Origin of the sequence: Latilactobacillus sakei, assembly GCA_002953655.1 — a bacterium.
Classification (GTDB): Bacteria; Bacillota; Bacilli; order Lactobacillales; family Lactobacillaceae; genus Latilactobacillus; species Latilactobacillus sakei_A.
On record CP025839.1, the window covers coordinates 47,564 to 64,899 of the forward strand.

Annotated in this window: 16 protein-coding genes and 1 riboswitch; of the genes, 8 read left to right on the forward strand and 8 right to left on the reverse strand. The window is 42.1% G+C overall.

The genetic code is table 11. The features are described 5' to 3' along the window. Window positions 1-35 precede the first annotated feature (35 nt). Both C0213_00255 and C0213_00260 read right to left on the reverse strand, forming a co-directional pair. The gene (locus tag C0213_00255; protein ID AUX10937.1) at window positions 36-398 is read right to left on the reverse strand and encodes a hypothetical protein; all 363 of its coding nucleotides are present in this window, start codon (window positions 396-398) and stop codon (window positions 36-38) included. Continuing rightward, window positions 398-715 carry a PadR family transcriptional regulator gene (locus tag C0213_00260; protein AUX12780.1) on the reverse strand — a complete coding sequence of 106 codons (318 nt, stop codon included), beginning with the start codon at window positions 713-715 and terminating at the stop codon, window positions 398-400. Before C0213_00260 ends, C0213_00255 begins: the two co-directional genes overlap by 1 nt. Before the next feature lie 196 nt (window positions 716-911). On the opposite strand from C0213_00260, the gene C0213_00265 reads away from it, so the two are divergent. Further along, window positions 912-2,807, forward strand: coding sequence for a peptidase M13 (locus C0213_00265; GenBank protein ID AUX10938.1), 1,896 nt, complete (start codon window positions 912-914; stop codon window positions 2,805-2,807). A gap of 193 nt (window positions 2,808-3,000) precedes the next feature. Then, the gene (locus tag C0213_00270; GenBank protein AUX10939.1) at window positions 3,001-3,618 is read left to right on the forward strand and encodes a maltose acetyltransferase; all 618 of its coding nucleotides are present in this window, start codon (window positions 3,001-3,003) and stop codon (window positions 3,616-3,618) included. On the opposite strand, the gene C0213_00275 is transcribed toward C0213_00270, so the two are convergent. Genes C0213_00275 through C0213_00290 form a run of 4 tightly spaced genes read right to left on the reverse strand, consistent with a single transcriptional unit; the run spans window position 3,608 to window position 7,045 of the window. Further along, a complete protein-coding gene (locus tag C0213_00275; protein ID AUX10940.1) occupies window positions 3,608-4,774 on the reverse strand; it encodes a putative hydroxymethylpyrimidine transporter CytX in 1,167 nt (388 codons plus the stop codon). The two genes, C0213_00270 and C0213_00275, sit on opposite strands and share 11 nt — an antisense overlap. After that, on the reverse strand, window positions 4,764-5,438 hold the full coding sequence (locus C0213_00280; GenBank protein ID AUX10941.1) for a thiamine phosphate synthase: 675 nt from the start codon (window positions 5,436-5,438) through the stop codon (window positions 4,764-4,766). Before C0213_00280 ends, C0213_00275 begins: the two co-directional genes overlap by 11 nt. After that, complete coding sequence (gene thiD / locus C0213_00285) at window positions 5,431-6,243, reverse strand: bifunctional hydroxymethylpyrimidine kinase/phosphomethylpyrimidine kinase (GenBank protein AUX10942.1); 813 nt, start codon at window positions 6,241-6,243, stop codon at window positions 5,431-5,433. Before thiD ends, C0213_00280 begins: the two co-directional genes overlap by 8 nt. Then, window positions 6,236-7,045 (reverse strand): hydroxyethylthiazole kinase, encoded by an 810-nt coding sequence (locus C0213_00290; GenBank protein AUX10943.1) that lies wholly within the window; start codon window positions 7,043-7,045, stop codon window positions 6,236-6,238. The genes thiD and C0213_00290 overlap by 8 nt, the downstream gene beginning before the upstream one ends. Window positions 7,046-7,116: 71 nt before the next feature. Further along, window positions 7,117-7,222, reverse strand: a riboswitch (TPP riboswitch). A gap of 228 nt (window positions 7,223-7,450) precedes the next feature. Between C0213_00290 and C0213_00295 the strand changes: the two genes are divergently transcribed. Beyond that, window positions 7,451-9,469: a PTS N-acetylglucosamine transporter subunit IIABC gene (locus C0213_00295; GenBank protein ID AUX10944.1), complete on the forward strand. Its 2,019-nt coding sequence runs from the start codon at window positions 7,451-7,453 to the stop codon at window positions 9,467-9,469. A 58-nt stretch (window positions 9,470-9,527) separates the two neighbouring features. Here the strand turns inward: C0213_00295 and C0213_00300 are convergent, their stop codons facing one another. Then, entirely contained in the window at window positions 9,528-10,472 is a 945-nt protein-coding gene (locus C0213_00300; protein ID AUX10945.1) for a DUF1002 domain-containing protein, read from the reverse strand. A 99-nt stretch (window positions 10,473-10,571) separates the two neighbouring features. Continuing rightward, window positions 10,572-11,720 carry an RDD family protein gene (locus C0213_00305; GenBank protein AUX10946.1) on the reverse strand — a complete coding sequence of 383 codons (1,149 nt, stop codon included), beginning with the start codon at window positions 11,718-11,720 and terminating at the stop codon, window positions 10,572-10,574. Between the two features lie 267 nt (window positions 11,721-11,987). Between C0213_00305 and C0213_00310 the strand changes: the two genes are divergently transcribed. The 5 genes from C0213_00310 to C0213_00330 all read left to right on the forward strand — a co-directional run bounded on the left by C0213_00310 (window position 11,988) and on the right by C0213_00330 (window position 17,304). Then, window positions 11,988-13,268, forward strand: a complete 1,281-nt coding sequence (locus C0213_00310) for an adenylosuccinate synthetase (protein AUX10947.1) — start codon at window positions 11,988-11,990, stop codon at window positions 13,266-13,268. 169 nt (window positions 13,269-13,437) lie between these two features. Continuing rightward, on the forward strand, window positions 13,438-14,748 hold the full coding sequence (locus C0213_00315; protein ID AUX10948.1) for a guanine permease: 1,311 nt from the start codon (window positions 13,438-13,440) through the stop codon (window positions 14,746-14,748). Window positions 14,749-14,871: 123 nt separating this feature from the next. Beyond that, the gene (locus C0213_00320) at window positions 14,872-15,330 is read left to right on the forward strand and encodes a hypothetical protein (protein ID AUX10949.1); all 459 of its coding nucleotides are present in this window, start codon (window positions 14,872-14,874) and stop codon (window positions 15,328-15,330) included. 74 nt (window positions 15,331-15,404) lie between these two features. Next, window positions 15,405-16,067, forward strand: a complete 663-nt coding sequence (locus C0213_00325; GenBank protein ID AUX10950.1) for a class A sortase — start codon at window positions 15,405-15,407, stop codon at window positions 16,065-16,067. Window positions 16,068-16,272: 205 nt separating this feature from the next. Then, window positions 16,273-17,304, forward strand: a complete 1,032-nt coding sequence (locus C0213_00330) for a putrescine carbamoyltransferase (GenBank protein AUX10951.1) — start codon at window positions 16,273-16,275, stop codon at window positions 17,302-17,304. Window positions 17,305-17,336 lie beyond the last annotated feature (32 nt).

The window sequence follows — 17,336 nt, forward strand, 5'->3', positions numbered from 1 at the left end:
GGACAAAATTTATTTTTGTCTCAATTCCGTTTTTTTTAGTGCTGTTGTCGATAATGATTAATTTTTTGATTGAGTTTGTCTTGGCGGGTTGCAAGCCAAGTATTGGCTACTTCGCGGACAATATCATTGGCAAATGCACCAACATCATTGCCGGTAATACTGAAGACATTTTGTTGATTAGCAACACCATCTTCAAACATCACTAATAACTCTTGCAAGGCGGCAAGCATGTTAGTACCCGCGTAATCTGAGAATTCCCATAAGTAACGTTCAATCTGTTTAAAAACAAATTGATAATCTGGCGGTAATTGAGTAATCCGCTTCTTGAAGGCTTGGTAATCCGCCTTTTCTTGGCGGTGATTTTTAGAAACACCGAGTAGTTTTAATAAAGTATCCATTATGATTGTTCCTCCAACTGGGCTTTAATGGTGGTCATTTTATCGGTTAGAAACAACCAGCGTTGCCAAAAGTCAGCTAGGGCCTGTGTCCCAGCGATATTTAAAGTGTAGAATTTACGAGCTGGTCCTTTTGAGGATGGCTTTTTTTCAACGTTGACGAGTTGATTTTTTTCAAGGCGCAAAAGAATGGTATAGACTGTCCCTTCAACGACATCATTGAATCCCAACTGATTTAGGGTTTGCGTGATCTCGTAACCATACGTTTCGCGATGACTAATGATTTCTAAAACGAGTCCTTCAAGCACCCCTTTAAGCATTTCTGTTAATTTATTATTCAAATGGCTCACCTACTTTGTATAACTTTGTACCGGTACATTGTATAACCGATTAGCGATATGGTCAATGTTTTTATTGAATTAAGTTGTTAGTCGTCAATAATTAAAGCGCTTAGACTACCGAAAAGAGGGGCATCAATGGTAGAATTGAATTAGAATCTGATTGAGGAGGATGACAATGACAAACGTTCGAATGCAAGATGATTTTTATGCGGCAGTGAATCAGGAATGGTTAAAAACGGCCGAAATTCCAGCTGATAAACCAGCAACCGGTGGCTTTGTGGCCCTGGTGGATGAGATCGATCAACAATTAATGACCGATTTTAAGCAACTTAAACAAACGGATAATGCTTTATTACAACACTTTTTAGATTATTATGCCCTAGCGGCCGACTTTAAAACACGGGATGAACTCGGGATTAATCCGATTTTACCGTTCATCGCACGGGTCCGTTCGATTAATAATTTGGCGGAATATAACCAAGGCTTGGCGGACTGGGTATTATCAGGGTTACCAACACCGTTTGGATTATCAGTGGATGCTGATATGAAAGATACAGCGCACCACGCTTTATACGCTGAAGCGGGGAGCTTAATCTTACCTGATAAAACGTACTACGAGGATGGTAACCAAAGTGCTGAACAATTATTAGCAGTCTTTACCGACATGATGGTCCAACTATTACAAAAGGTCGGCTTTGCGCCGGTTGTCGCGACTAAGACAGTTAAAGACGCGTTGGCTTTTGACCGCTCGCTGGCACCATTTGTGAAGAGCGCCGAAGAAGCTGCGGATTATGCAAAGTTGTATAATCCTAAACCACTAAGTGATTTTATCGCACAACAACAAACGATTGATTTCCAAAAGCTCTTCAGCCGCATTTTACCAGTGCAACCTGATAAAATTATCGTGACTGAACCAGCTTATTTTGAACAGCTCAATCAGTTGGTGAATGATGATCATTTTGACCAATTTAAGGCATGGTTACTCGTGATGACTATTCGTGATTGGAGTGGCTACTTGAACGAAGAAATGCGCCAAATTAGCTCGATTTATAGTCGCGCATTATCCGGTAGCAAGGAAGCAAAACCGCAACAAAAGAGTGCCTATTACTTAGCCCTTGGCATGTTTAACCAAGTCGTTGGGGATTACTATGGTCGCCGCTATTTTGGGGCAACCGCTAAGGCGGATGTCGAAGCCATGGTGAAAAAGATGATTGGTGTTTATCAAAGCCGTCTCGAACAAAATGATTGGTTAACCGCAGAAACCCGAGAAAAAGCGATTGTGAAGCTCAATCATTTAGGGATTCATGTTGGCTATCCTGAAAAGATTGCACCCATCTTTGAAAAATTGGTGACCGTCCCACAAGCCGATGACGGCACGTTATTTGAAAATACGGCTGATTTTATTCGGACGATTGAAACGGAAAACTTTGCTAAGTTGACGCAACCAGTTGATCGTGCAAAATGGGAAATGGGTGCGGCGACGGTCAACGCCTACTACTCACCTTCTAAAAACGTGATTGTGTTCCCAGCAGCTATTCTACAAGCCCCATTTTATAGTTTGCAACAAAGCAGTAGTGCTAATTACGGTGGGATTGGCGCGGTCATTGCCCACGAAATTTCACATGCTTTTGATAATAATGGTGCGCAGTTCGATGAATTTGGGAACTTGCATAATTGGTGGCAAGCAACTGATTTAGATCATTTTAAGGCTTTATCACAGGAAATGATTGCCGAATTTGATGGTCTAGCATTTGCTGATCAAAAGGTGAATGGCAAACTAACCGTTTCGGAAAATATCGCGGATGCTGGTGGCTTAAGCTGTGCGCTCGAAGCAGCTAAGGGCGAAGATGATGTTGATTTGGAAGCCTTCTTCGTTAACTGGGCCACGATTTGGCGAATGAAAGCCACACAACAATATCAACAATTACTATTAAATATCGATGTCCACGCACCAAATGCACTACGGGCCAACGTCCAAGTTCAAAATCTAGCGGATTTCTACACTACTTTTGATGTTCAATCTGCCGATAAGATGTATTTAGCACCGGATAAACGCGTCACGATTTGGTAAATTAAAAAAGTACGTTTAACGAGTGACGCTAAGCGCAGAAGACATTTTCAAAAAGCACGATTAAGAAAAAGTGCGTTTGAAATGGTTTAGCTTTGCGCATTAATGTCGAGTGTCAAAGTTTGGAAATCAAAAAGAGGCCGGAGACAAAATTACTTTTGTCCCGGCCTCTTTCATTGGAAATGGGGGATTTTGAATGACGGAAAAAGAACGAATGATTAATGGCCAGATTTACCGCGCGAATGATGCAGAACTGCGAGCAGATATGAAACGGGCCCGGGTTTTAACCCGTCTTTTTAACCAAACAACGGAGGAACAACAGGCTTACCGCCGCGAATTAACGCAACAATTATTCGCTCAAAGTGGCGCTGATTTATATATTGAACCACCGTTTCGCACGGATTATGGGTGTCAGACGACAATTGGTCAGCGCGTTTATATGAACTATGATTGTATTATTATTGATGTCGCGCCAGTCACGATCGGGGATAATGTTTTCTTTGGCCCTCGAGTTGGTCTATACACCGCCGGTCACCCTATCTCAGCACAAGGCCGGCGTGATGATTTAGAATATGGCAAACGAATCACAATTGGTAATGATGTTTGGATTGGTGGTAATACGGTCGTTAATCCGGGGGTGACGATTGGCAATAATGTTGTGATTGGTTCCGGCTCAGTGGTCACGAAAGATATTCCCGATAATGTCGTTGCAGTGGGGAATCCCTGCCGTGTATTACGACCAATTGATCAAGCCGAAGAGGATTATTGGGCCCGCGAAAAAGAACAGTACTTTTCAGAAATCGCTAATGACTAATTTTTCGATGGCCTACAACTTGAGCGAGACAGTATAAAATTAACCAGAGACAGATCATCAAAAGGACGGTTGTTCCCAGTGGAAAATCAAAGTGCTGCAAGCCATAATAGGCAATTGCCCCTAAAAGCCAACCACTAAAATTGATGGCAATTGGTAATCGGCGGTAGCAATAATTGAAGAAAACAATCGTATAGAGCGGTGTGAAGGCTGCACTTATTAGCGTGAGAAAGAATTCGTATTTGAAGAGTTGGTGATTCGCAATTAAGCCCAATCCAATCAGTGTGACGAGGATGCCCAATATATTTTCTGAATAACGTATTTTAGGGAACAGGTTTTTGAGATTAACACCAGCAGAATAGGCATCCAAAAAGGTTGTCGTAATGGTCGAGAAGATGATGATAAATAAAATTAAAAAGCCGAAGCGACTGGTTGCTAAAAATTGATTAAAATCAGCATAGCCAGTTACAATAACCGTTAAAAAGCCTAAGAAAAACATCATTAGACTACCAAGAAAGTAGCCGCTAGTACTCCATAACGAGAGTGCTAGTGGCTTTTTTGAATCCTTAGTATAATCGGCAATTAGCGGTAACCACGAAAGCGCCATTGCAATACTGAGCTCAATGGCAGCCCCGAAGCTCAGTGAATTGGTACTCAGATGAGTGGCGGGACCAGTAAATTGGCTAAGTTGCCAAAAAAGGCCCAGACAAGCAAACACTAAGAACAATACGATGGTGTTATTCAGTTTGAAAAAGAACTGGGTTTTAATTGCCAACCAAAAAATAATTAAGCCAGTCACGATGATGGCATTCATCAGATAGCTGAGCTGGGTCAGTTTAAGCTGCTGCATCGCTTGGGCGGCATTAGCAATCATAATCCCCGTCCAACCAACTAATTGAATGACGTTTAAAATCGCAAAGAGGATAAAACCGGCTTTGCCGTAAATCGGGGCCGTCAATTCGATTGCGTTTTGATGGCGCGTGCCACCGAGAAAACTAGCCGGTAATAGCAATAAAAAGGCCCCAATTAGATGACCGATGATAATGGCGAGACTGCCTTTGACGATCCCCAGGGGCGCAATGAGGGTTCCCGTGATGATTTCCGCAATTGAAATGGCCGCCCCAAACCAGAGTAGAAATTGATTATGATTAACTTTCATGATTATTCCCTTCTGAGATCTGCCAAAATTGGTTTAACGTTTGGACTGCTTGGGGGATATTTTTAGCTTGTGTAATGGCGGAAATCACAGCTGCCCCCGCGACACCGGTTTCCGCAATTTGCTGGCAATTTTTTAAACTGATGCCGCCAATTGCAACGACCGGTAATTGGCTAAGTTTTACGAATGCCTTGAGTTGTGCTAAACCGAGTGGTGTTTTGGCATCTTCCTTAGAATTCGTCGGAAAGATGGGGCCTACACCAATATAATCAAGCGTTGCTTGTTGATGACTGTTCAGAATTTCTTGAGCGGTATGACAGGATAGTCCGGTAATTAGTCCGTGTTGTTTGGCGACTTCAATTTTAGGCCAAGGATGATCGGATTGCCCAACGTGGAGTCCGTCTGCTTGCAAATCTAAAGCTAATTCTAAGCGATCATCGATAATAAACGGTACGTGATAAGTGTGACAAAGTGCTTGTGCTTTTTGGGCGTATTCGTACCGCATTGCGTCAGTTGGTAAGCTATTAGGCCCCTTATCTCTGAATTGGAAACAAGTAATTCCGGCCTGTAAAGCCTGTTCAAGTACCGGGAGAAAGTTTTTACGACCGGTATCTTGTGTACCAGCCACTAAATAAGTTTGGAGTATTTCCTGGGCAATATTAGGCATGGTTAACCTCCTGATAAGCCCAATGATTTGTAGGGCCGTGACCGTGGCCGACCGCAATTGGGTTGGCAATGGCCGCTTGAATGAAGGCTTTACTAATCTGAATGGCTTTTTTGAGGGGAACTTGTTTAGCAAGTTCGGCGGTTAAACAAGCCGAGAAGGTGTCACCGGTGCCGTGGGTGCGAACGGTCGCAATTCGTGGTGTGTTTAACCAGTCGTCACTACCGTCAGCGTAGAGAACGTAATCACAGGCTTGGTTATGGTTATCGAGATGGCCCCCTTTAATAATGATATTTTTAGCGCCCATTTTTTGCAGTTGCGTGGCGGCGCTTTTAAAATCGGCAGTTGTTTGAATTTTTCGACCAGTTAACACTTCTGCCTCGGGTAGGTTAGGCGTTAAGACCGTTGCCAAAGGTAAGAGTTCTGACCGCAAAGTGTCAATGGCGGTATCCGCTAGTAGAGAAGCACCACCTTTTGCAATCATAACCGGATCGAGTGTTAAAGGCCCAAAGTCGAAGCGCCGGAGGTTTTGGGCAACGACGGCGACGTGCTCAGCATCGGCGAGCATACCGGTTTTACAAGCGCGGATCTTAAAATCGGCTGCGAGCGATTCAAACTGTTTAGTGACTAGTTCGAGCGGTAATGGGAAGCTATCTTGGACGCCAAGCGTATTTTGGGCCGTGATTGCGACGACCACGTTGGTGGCAAAGACGTGGCGTTCTTGGATGGTTTTAATGTCGGCTTGCATACCGGCGCCGCCGCCACTATCTGAACCGGCGATTGTTAATGCTTGTGGAAAATTATTCATGAGTTAAAACCTCCGTGACTTGTGCATGGTTTTGAATGTCAGTTGCTGTAATGTTAAATAAACGGTCTAATAATTGCGGGTAAAAAGAACCGGGTAAAGGCGTTGGCATTGATTCGGCAACTAATTGCCCAGCAACGGCAAAGGTCGTTGCGGCTTCGATAGCAGCCTGATAGGGATTGTCAGGACTGACGGCGACAAACGCGGCGCAAAGACCAGTTAGCATATCACCAGAGCCGACGTGGACCTGGAAAAGTGGCGTGCCATTGGCAACTTTAGTTGTGTGTTGACCATCAGTGATGATATCGATTGGACCGGAAAGTAAGATGGTTGTTTGCTGTTTTCTAGCAGCTGTTTGGGCCACTTGGACGAGGTCAATTTCGCCGGTACCGGCATCAATACCATTCGCCTGCCAGTCTAAACCAGCTAGATAAGCAATCTCGCCTGCATTTCCGCGGATAATTTTGGGGGTCCCCAGTGCTAAGAGTTCATTGATAATTTTCTGACGATAATGAATTGAACCAACTGCGACTGGATCGATGACGACTGGTTTATTTTGGCGATAAGCTTCAGCCATTAAAGCCTTCATTTGGTGAATGGGCCCAGCGGATAGCGTTCCGATATTGATGCTGAGTGCCTGAGCAATGGTGACCATTTCAGGGGCTTCTTCAGGATCACTGGACATAATTGGGGACGCACCAATAATATTTTGAACATTGGCGACTTGATCGACCGTGACGCCGTTTGCGACGTTGGTGATAATCGGGTTAGCTTGTTTTATCTGATCTAACAGTGTGTTTGACATGCAAATAACCTCCCTTAAAATCAAAAAAACCACTTTTAGATGCACGAATGCATAGAAAAGTGGTGTTGGTTTAATAGAGAAAGGCACTTTCCTACGCAAGTCTGAACTTACAGGTTCAAAGGGATCAGGTTGTACAAACCTATCTCAGTTCTTCTAAGAACACCCCTAGTGCAAAGCGATTAAATTGTACCTTCAGTATACGGCAAATCGTTATTTTTGCAACCGTTTTAATTTTTGGATAATAATTAACACTATTATACGGTATAGACCAAAATATTTTTGAATTAAGAAACCGCTTTACTCCTTAGTTTTAAAGGTCTATACCAACTATTAAGCGCTTGCTTATCGTTTATATTAATGATTTAATATTGTTAACGAAATAAATGAATGAGTGGAGGATAACTTATGAAGAATTACTTACAACGAATGGGTCGTTCATTAATGTTGCCCGTTGCTGTATTACCGGCAGCCGCAATTTTGATGGGGATTGCTAACTGGGTTGGCAATGGCGATTCAAATGCAAACGTCTTTACAATTTTCCTAGCAGCTGGTGGCGGCGCAATTTTAAATAACTTGCCATTATTATTTGCCGTTGGGCTAGCCCTAGGGATGTCTAAGGATCAAGATGGGGCGGCCGCACTTGCCGGTTTAGTTGCTTTCTTAGTCCCTAAGACCATTTTAGCACCTGCTTCAATTCAAGCGATGCAAGGTTTATCAGATATTGCTAAGGTAAACCCAGCCTTTGGTAAAATCGAAGGTAATGTTTTAATCGGGATTATCGCCGGTTTAATTGCAGCTGCAATGTATAATCGTTTCCACAATGTGAAGTTGCCAATGGCGCTTTCCTTCTTTAGTGGAAAACGTTTGGTGCCAATTATGGCCGCAACAGCAATGATGGTTGTTTCAGCAATCTTATACTTTGTTTGGCCAGCGGTCTTTACTGTTTTAGTATCATTTGGGGAAGCAATTTCTAAATTAGGCTGGGTTGGTGCCGGTTTATACGGTTTCTTCAACCGGTTATTGATTCCAACCGGCTTACACCACGCCTTGAATTCAGTATTCTGGTTTGATGTTGCTAATATTAATGATATCGGTAATTTCTTGGGCGGTGCGAAATCACTTGCTGCCGGAACAGCCGTAATTGGTAAGACAGGGATGTACCAAGCTGGTTTCTTCCCAGTCATGATGTTTGGGTTACCTGCTGGGGCCTACGCAATTTACAAGAATGCTCGTCCAGAACGTCGTAAAGCAACAGCTTCATTGATGTTAGCGGCTGGCTTTGCGTCATTCTTTACAGGGGTCACAGAACCACTTGAATTCTCATTCATGTTTGTGGCATGGCCACTTTATGTCTTGCATGCAGTATTCACAGGAATTTCACTAGCCGTTGCTGCTTTCTTCCATTGGACAGCCGGTTTTGCATTTAGTGCTGGTTTAGTCGATTATGTTTTAAGTTTGAAAAACCCAGTTGCTAACCAACCATTGATGTTATTAGTTGAAGGGTTAGTCATGGCCGTTATTTACTACTTCGGTTTCAACTTTGCCATCAAGAAATTCAACTTGATGACACCAGGTCGCGAAGCAGAAGATGTGGTTGATGAAGATCCTGCTGGTGTTGAAACAGACGCTACTGACGACAAGTTTATGGTCCAAGCCAAACGGATCTACGCTGCAATCGGTGGCAAAGACAATATCAAAGTAATTGATAACTGTACGACACGTTTGCGTCTACAATTAGAAGATACGGCCAACGTTAACCAACCGGCTATTAAGGCCGCTGGGGCTGCTGGGATTAACGTCTTAGACAAAACCAATATTCAAATTATTATTGGGACAGAAGTCCAATTTGTCGCTGATGCCTTGAAAGAACTTTATAACCACAACACACCAATCGCAACCAGCGCACCAGAACCAGCTGCTGCACCAGTTGAAGCCCCTGTTGATAGTGATATCAACTCCGGTGAGACAGATGTCTTTTACGCAGTTGCCAACGGTGAATTGATTGATATTGAAAATGTTGATGATCCAACTTTTGCACAAAAGATGTTAGGTGACGGTTATGCAGTTGTGCCAACTGACGGCAAGATTGTCGCACCAGTTGATGGGACTGTGATGACAGTTTTCCCAACCAAACATGCGATTGGGATTAAGACGACTAATGGTTTAGAAGTCTTGGTGCACATGGGGATTGATACGGTTGAATTAAATGGCGCACCTTTTGAAGTCGCTGTTGAAGCAGGCCAAACAATCAAGCATGGTGACTTATTGGCAACCGTTGATCTTGATCAAATCGTTGCCGCTGGTAAGCAAACAGCGATGATGGTAATTATTACAAACATGCCAGCAGTTGCTTACATGAAATTCAATAATATGGGTCAATCAGTCCAAGCTGATACAGTTGCCGTAAAAGCAACCACTAAATAAGCAATCAAAAAACGCCTGACGAATTAGTTCGTCAGGCGTTTTTGTGTGGCATTAACCATTAGCCAAATAGGTTTTTAAAGAAGTTGCCAATACTATCGAATAGTTTTTGAATAAAGTTGCGGTTACTTTCAGTGTTTAATTTGTCGAAGACATTCTTAGCGTTACTTTGAATGTTGTCCATTAATTTACCGGCTTGGTTCTTAAAATCATCGGATTTAAGCGCACCAGAATCTTGAATTTTAACGAGTAAGTTGATGATTTGTGTTTTTTGGTTATTATTGATAATCGTTGTGAGGTTATTTTGTTCCAATTGGTTATTAACGATATTGGTAATTTGGTTAACGGTTAGGTTATCACCTTTGTTAGCCATGTCTTTTTTTGCGCCGGTCACGGCGTTATTGAGCTGTGAATCAGTGTAGCCGTCAGTCCCTTTGTTGGCCTGGGTAATATCGCTGAGGGTACTCATTTCATCTTGGGCGGCGGTGACTTGTGATTGATTTAAGCTTTCGCCATTTTCTGCAAAAGCAGCGTAAACACCGGCGAGCGCACCGGAACCGTCAATTGGAACGGCGGAAGTAACATAGATGGTTGCGTTTGTAACACCGGCGGTTAATGCCGCATTTTTATATTGGTTCGCCGTAATTGTTGTGATATTGTTCTTACCATTAAAATCGATAATTTTAACATTAATCCCGGTATTGCTGTTATTCTTTTGAATCAACGCACTAGAATAAACGTTGGAATTCGCGTTAAAAGTTTGTTGATTTTGATCAAGATATTTCACGAGGGTCGAACCGGTGACCGTTAATTCATCAGAATCGGTGATGTTAGCGGCGTTTTGAAGGGTCGAGAGGGTTTCTGATTTTTGCGTACTTGAAAGACTTGTTCCGAGTGTGGCGACGGGTTTATCCCAAGTATTACTGTCGGCAAAAACGCTGTGGGCGCTGAGGCCTAAAATAGCCGTCATGACGATTGGGAGAATGTATTTGAGTTTATTAAACATAATCGTAAATCCTTTCTCAGATATAAGATAACTTCATTATAGCTAATTTAAGAGGGAAAGTATGTTAATTTGCTAGACCTTTAGAATTAATCGGTTTTTTTAATTATTTTTTAAGGGATGCGTAGCTTGTGGCTGAATCAGACTCATTTCTTGGGTTTTGGTTAACTTCTCATAAAAGAGTTGGGGCTTTTTGAAAAGCCACGATAATAGGAAGTTGCCCATAAATAAGACCGGTGGTAAGGCCGCCAGTCCTCCCAGTAAAAGATAGATATCTAAATGGGTTTGACCACTAGCAACCAAGGCATCAATGGTGATGCGCCATAGTTGGAAACTAGGGAGGATAATAAAGAACAGTAAAAATTGGCGACTGAATATCCGCCAAGCAACGGCATTGTCAGCAGTAATTTTTAATCGTAAAATAGCTTTACCAGGTGTTTGACCGCGCCAGAAGACGGGCAGTAAGACAAAATAGAGTCCATTTTCTAAGCAGTAGTAGAAAACGTCATTACCAAAAGTTGGTAGTTTTAATAAACGCCAACTCGCTGTGACAATTATGCCAATTAGTGTTAGGAGACAATAGTCGATTCCCAGTGCTAATAAGCGGCGGAGATAGCCAACTTTTTGCCCATTGATGTAGGCCGCTTGATCAAGTGCATCGCGGGTCGGCAAGAAATAGGTTAATAAGGGGGCTAAGCCAAAGCCGATGAGCCCACCACTTGTGTTTAGCAGTAAATCATCAACGTCGAATAACCGATAAGGGCGCGGATAAATACCGTAGAGTCCTGACAGTTGGGTTAATTCGAAGAACAATGAGAGGCCAAAACTCAATAATAGGGTTTGTTTGAATGACGTCCGGAAGAAGTAACGGAGATAAACACCAAAGGGGATGGTTAAAACGATATTAAAGAGCGGTTGAATCGTCGCGGCTTGTTTAAGCGTTGCGAGATAGGTTGCCGGTTGATTCCAAACCCAGTGTGTCGTGTTAATAAATTCGCGGACAAAAGTAAACGGCACTAGATTATAACGCGGCGTTGTCAAATGAGCGACGACTGATTTTGGTGGTAATGGGAGTATAATAAGACAGTAGGCGGCTAATAGATAGAAGATAAAGCTGTAAATAACGAGGCTCCGCCAAAAGGTGATTGCGCCAAAACGCCGGTAATGATAGATTAAAACCGGAATTGTGAGGGCGATTGCGACAAACGGAAAAATGGTCGCTGCGGTGATGATATTATCGAGATATAACATTAGGCAACTCCTTGAAAGATTAAGATGGTTTAATTGTAGAGGGACAGTGAATGGATGTCAAAACGATAATTATTGTTCGTATTTAAAGCGCTGTTTTAAGATGGTGTAATCATCATTAAGATTTAAAACGTTAATTGGGTAGTGTTTATTAATAAAGTTCGTGTTTTAAGTTGATTTCAAATAGCTGAGTTGGTACAATAGCTTTTGTGAGTTTAGTACTTAAATATCAAGTTAAGTCAATTAACTTGAATAAAGGGGTTTATTCATATGACATCTGCAGTAGTAGTTGGAACACAATGGGGCGACGAAGGTAAGGGGAAAATCACCGACTTTTTAGGTCAGAATGCTGACGCAATCGCTCGTTATCAAGGTGGAGACAATGCAGGCCACACCATTAAATTAGGCGAAGATACTTATCATTTACAATTAATTCCATCTGGGATTTTTAACAGTGACAAGGTCAGCGTCATCGGTAACGGGGTTGTGGTTAACCCTAAATCACTTGTTGGTGAATTACGTGGTTTAGCTGACAAGAATGTGGATACAAGTCAATTGAAATTATCAGATCGGGCCCACGTCATCTTGCCTTATCACATTAAGCTAGATAGCTTACAAGAAGCTGCTAAGGGTGATCAAAAGATTGGGACGACTAATCGTGGAATCGGCCCAGCTTATATGGATAAAGCTGCCAGAAGCGGCATTCGCGTGGCTGATCTATTAGATAAAGAGTTATTTGCAACTAAATTAAAACAAAACTTAGCTGAAAAAAATGCCTTATTTACCAAGATTTATGAAGTTGAAGCTCTAGATTTCGACTCAATTTTTGAAGAATACTACCAATATGGTCAAGAATTAAAACAATATGTTTGCGATACATCGGTTGTTTTAAATGATGTTTTAGATCAAAAGGGCAACGTCTTATTCGAAGGGGCCCAAGGTATTTTATTGGATATCGACCAAGGGACTTACCCATTTGTAACTTCTTCAAATCCTGCCGGTGGCGTTTCAACTGGTTCAGGGGTCGGCGCTTCACGGATTGATGAAGTGGTCGGGGTTGCTAAAGCTTATACATCACGTGTTGGTGATGGTCCGTTCCCAACTGAATTATTCGATGAAACGGGCGATTTCATTCGCCAAGCGGGCCACGAATACGGCACTGTTACCGGACGTCCGCGTCGAATTGGTTGGTTTGATACAGTTGTCCTTCGTCATTCTAAACGGGTCGCTGGTTTAACCCAACTTTGCTTAAACTGTGTCGATGTTTTAACCGGTTTGAAGACGTTGAAGATTTGTGTCGCTTATGAATTAGATGGTGAACGTATCGATCGTTACCCAGCAAGCTTAAGTGAATTAGCACGTTGTACACCAATCTATGAAGAATTACCTGGTTGGGATGAAGATATTACGGGCGTTAAGACACTTGAAGAATTACCAGTCAATGCACGGCGGTATGTTGAACGCTTGCAAGAATTGGTTGATTTACCATTAGCCACATTTGCGGTTGGTCCCGATCGTGATCAAACCAATATTTTAAAAGCCATCTGGTAAGCACAACCTAAAAAAGGGTAAAAAAAAGAGAATGCAAAGTTCGTTTTCGAAACGCGTCGTTAAACGCGCCAACAAACTTTCATTCTCATGGGTTTGGCACCAGTCAGTATTATACACACATTACCACTAAAAAGATAGTGGGAAAATTAGTTGTTTTAGAGGAGTTATTATGGAAAAAGTAAGTCGGTTCTTCGGTATCGAAGCACAACATTCAACGGTTCAACGGGAAATTCTAGCCGGGTTCACCACGTTTATTTCAATGGTTTACATTTTATTTGTTAATCCAAGCGTTTTGGGTGCTTCTGGAATGGATAAAGGCGCCGTTTTCGCGGCAACTGCCTTAGCCAGTGCCATCGGGTGTTTCTTGATGGGCTTGTACGCTAAATATCCAATTGCAACAGCCCCCGCACTTGGGATTAACGCGTTCTTCAGTTATTCAGTCGTTATTGGGATGGGTGTTTCATGGCAAACAGCACTCGCAGGTGTTTTTGTCGCTTCATTGATTTTCATGGTAATCACCATTTTCAAATTACGTGAAATCATTATTGATGCGATTCCGCGCGATCTCAAATTAGCAATTTCGGCCGGAATTGGGATGTTTGTGGCCTTTATCGGCTTACATGGTGGTGGTTTAATCGTCGCCAACAAATCAACAGTTGTCGGTCTTGGGGACTTCTCACAGGGTACGACTTGGTTAACTGTTTTTGGCTTAATTATTACAATTATTTTAATGGTTAAAAAAGTACCGGGTGCGATTTTTATCGGAATGGTTTTAACGTCTATTTTAGGGGCGGTAACGGGTTTAATTAAATTACCCACTCATTTTGTGGCCGCAGCACCTAGTTTAAAACCAACGTTCTTAGCAGGTTTGAATCATATCGGGGATATTAATACAGTTCAAATGTGGGTGGTTGTCTTGACCTTCTTATTGGTGACCTTCTTCGATACAGCTGGGACCTTGGTTGGTTTAGCTGAACAAGCAGGTTTCATGAAGGACAACAAGATGCCACGTGTTGGGAAAGCTTTAATGTCAGATTCTTCAGCAATGTTGGCTGGTTCACTCTTGGGGACATCACCGGTGGGGGCCTTTGTTGAATCATCAGCCGGGATTGCCGTTGGTGGCCGGACTGGTTTAACAGCAGTGGTTACTGGGATTTTGTTTGTCTTTAGTTTATTCTTCTCACCACTGCTAACGGTGGTGACGTCACAAGTGACCGCACCTGCGTTAGTGATTGTTGGGGTCTTAATGGCGCAATCATTGAAGAAAATTGATTGGGAAAAATTGGAAATCGCGATTCCAGCCTTCTTAATTGTGTTGGGGATGCCGTTAACTTATAGTATCTCAGATGGGATTGCTTTAGGGTTTATCGTTTATCCAATCACGATGATTACGGCTGGTCGTCGTAAGGAAATTCATCCGATTATGTATGTGCTCTTTTTCGTATTCGTAATCTTTATGTATATTTTAAACGTCGGTTAAGCCGACTTAGCGGTTGATCCAGTGGATCAGCCGTTTTTTTGTTTCTTAATTTTTGGATAAAAGCGCGACGATTAAATTGTTTATTTGAGGTGAATCGCTTAAATTAAAGAGGAGGTGAGTGACATGAAAATTCAAATCCTATTTTTGAAATTAGTTTGTGGCTTAGCCAGTTTACCGCTAATCTTTATCGGGCTGATTGGGCCCCGCTTGACGCATAAAATTGCGCAGAACTTCCCCCAAATTCCAGGTGGCTTGTGGTTGGTTGTGATTTTGGTTTATGGGTCTTTGATCCTAGCGCTCTGGGGACTATGCCAACTTCAACGGATTTTACGCGAAGTCGATCTAGTCGGTCATTTTGGCCAACAGACACAACGAGCCCTCCGTCAAATTCAAAAAGTCGCCAGCATTAATGGTGCGGCTTACCTATTGAGTTTGCCGTTATTTTATTTAATCGCAGTTAAACAAGCGACGCCGGGTGTCATGTTGATTGACCTAGGATTGGTCGTTGCTTCACTTTCAATCGCAATTACCGCTAATTTATTTCGGAATTTGATGCATCCGGCAATTATTGTGGAAAAATAAGGCCTTTTAAAATGAGCAACCGCTTTGAGATGTGATACAATAAAATAAATCAGTAGTAAAGGGGATAAATTGTTGTGCAAAAAAAGACGAAGAACCGGCTCATTAATAGTCTACTGGCACTCTTATTGCTCATTGGTTTAATACTTGTTTTTATTGGCCCAATTCGCAATCAAATGGTTAAATCAATGGCTAACCACCGGATGAATACGGTGACGGCCGCTCAAATTAAGCAGAATCAACATAAAAAAGCAAATTTTGATTTTAATAGTGTTAAAACACTCGATACGAAGCAAATCGTCAGCGCCGCCGTTAAGGGTGATGTGATTGTTTTAGGGAAGGTTGCGGTTCCGAGCGTCGGCATTGCGTTGCCAGTCATGAAGGGTGTCTCAGAAGCGACCATGGCCCAAGGCGGTGGTACGATGAAACCTGACCAGAAAATGGGCGCGGATAATAACTACGCTTTAGCAGGTCATTCTTTTACCAACATCTTTTTACCATTGGAAAATGTTAAAGTCGGCGATATGGTTTATCTAACCGATTTACAAAATGTCTATTCATACCGGGTAAACGTTAAAAAGTCGATTGCCCCTGAAGAAGTCAAAGTGATTGATGATGTCCCGGGACATAAAATGGTCACCTTGATTACTTGTGACAACACAGTGCGTCGGTGGTGTGTCCAAGGCGAATTAGTGAAGACTGAAAAAGCGAATAAAACCAACTTAAAAGTATTTGGCTAATTAAAAAATAAAGACCTCAGTGCGGTAAATACCGCGACTGGGGTCTTTTTGTATGCTGTTAAAAGGGTGTATTTTGTTCCGCAAAATGGAACAAAATACACAACGATTTCGTCTAAACCGATAGTCGTCAAACCTATTTCAATTTGGCCGTGAAAAAATTATATTGTAAGCGTAGTCAAAAGAGATTAATTAGGAGATGGCCAATATGAAAAGAGATTTTATCGATACAAAGGATTATACACAAGCAGAAATTCAATATTTAATTGATTTAGGTTTACAAATTAAAAAGGATATCAAAGCCGGTGACTATCCACAATTATTAAGCAATCGCACATTAGGGATGTTATTCGAAGAATCATCAACTCGAACACGGGTATCATTTGAAACCGCAATGACCCAACTTGGTGGTCACGCTCAATACTTAGCACCTGGTCAAATTCACCTTGGCAGTGCTGAAAGTGAATCACTAGGCGACACCGCAATTGTTTTATCACGGTTAGTTGATATCTTGATGGCCCGCGTTGCAACTCACGACACAATCGAAACAATTGCGAACGCAGCCACAGTACCCGTTTTAAACGGGATGACTGATTACAATCACCCAACACAAGAAATTGGCGACATTATCACAATGGCAGAACATTTACCTGCTGGTAAGAAATTAAGCGATTGTAAAGTTGTTTTCGTGGGGGATGCCACCCAAGTCTGTGTCTCATTAATGTTTGTTGCTACTAAGATGGGGATGCAATTCGTTCAATATGGACCAAAAGGCTATCAAATCAAACCAGAAACCTTAGCAATCGGTCAAAAGAATGCCGAAGTTTCAGGCGGCAGTGTTTTAATCACAGAAGATGCCGATGAAGCTATGAAAGATGCTGACTTTGTTTATACCGATGTTTGGTACGGTTTATACGAATCACCACTTTCATATGACGAACGGATGGCAATTTTTTATCCTAAATACCAAGTTAATGATGAATTGATGGCTAAAGCTGCTAAACATGCTAAATTCATGCATTGTTTACCAGCTAACCGTGGCGAAGAAGTGACAGATAGTGTGCTTGATTCAGATGCTTCAGTTGCTTGGGACGAAGCTGAAAATCGTTTAACAGCCATGCGCGCATTACTTGTTTATCTCATGGCCCCAATTATCGATTATTCAGATGACACATTAAACAACTTAAAAGATCCAGCATTAAAAGACTTATTAAATAATCGAATTGATTCAACCAAATAGTCAGTAGACAATAGTTGATCAATAAATGAGGG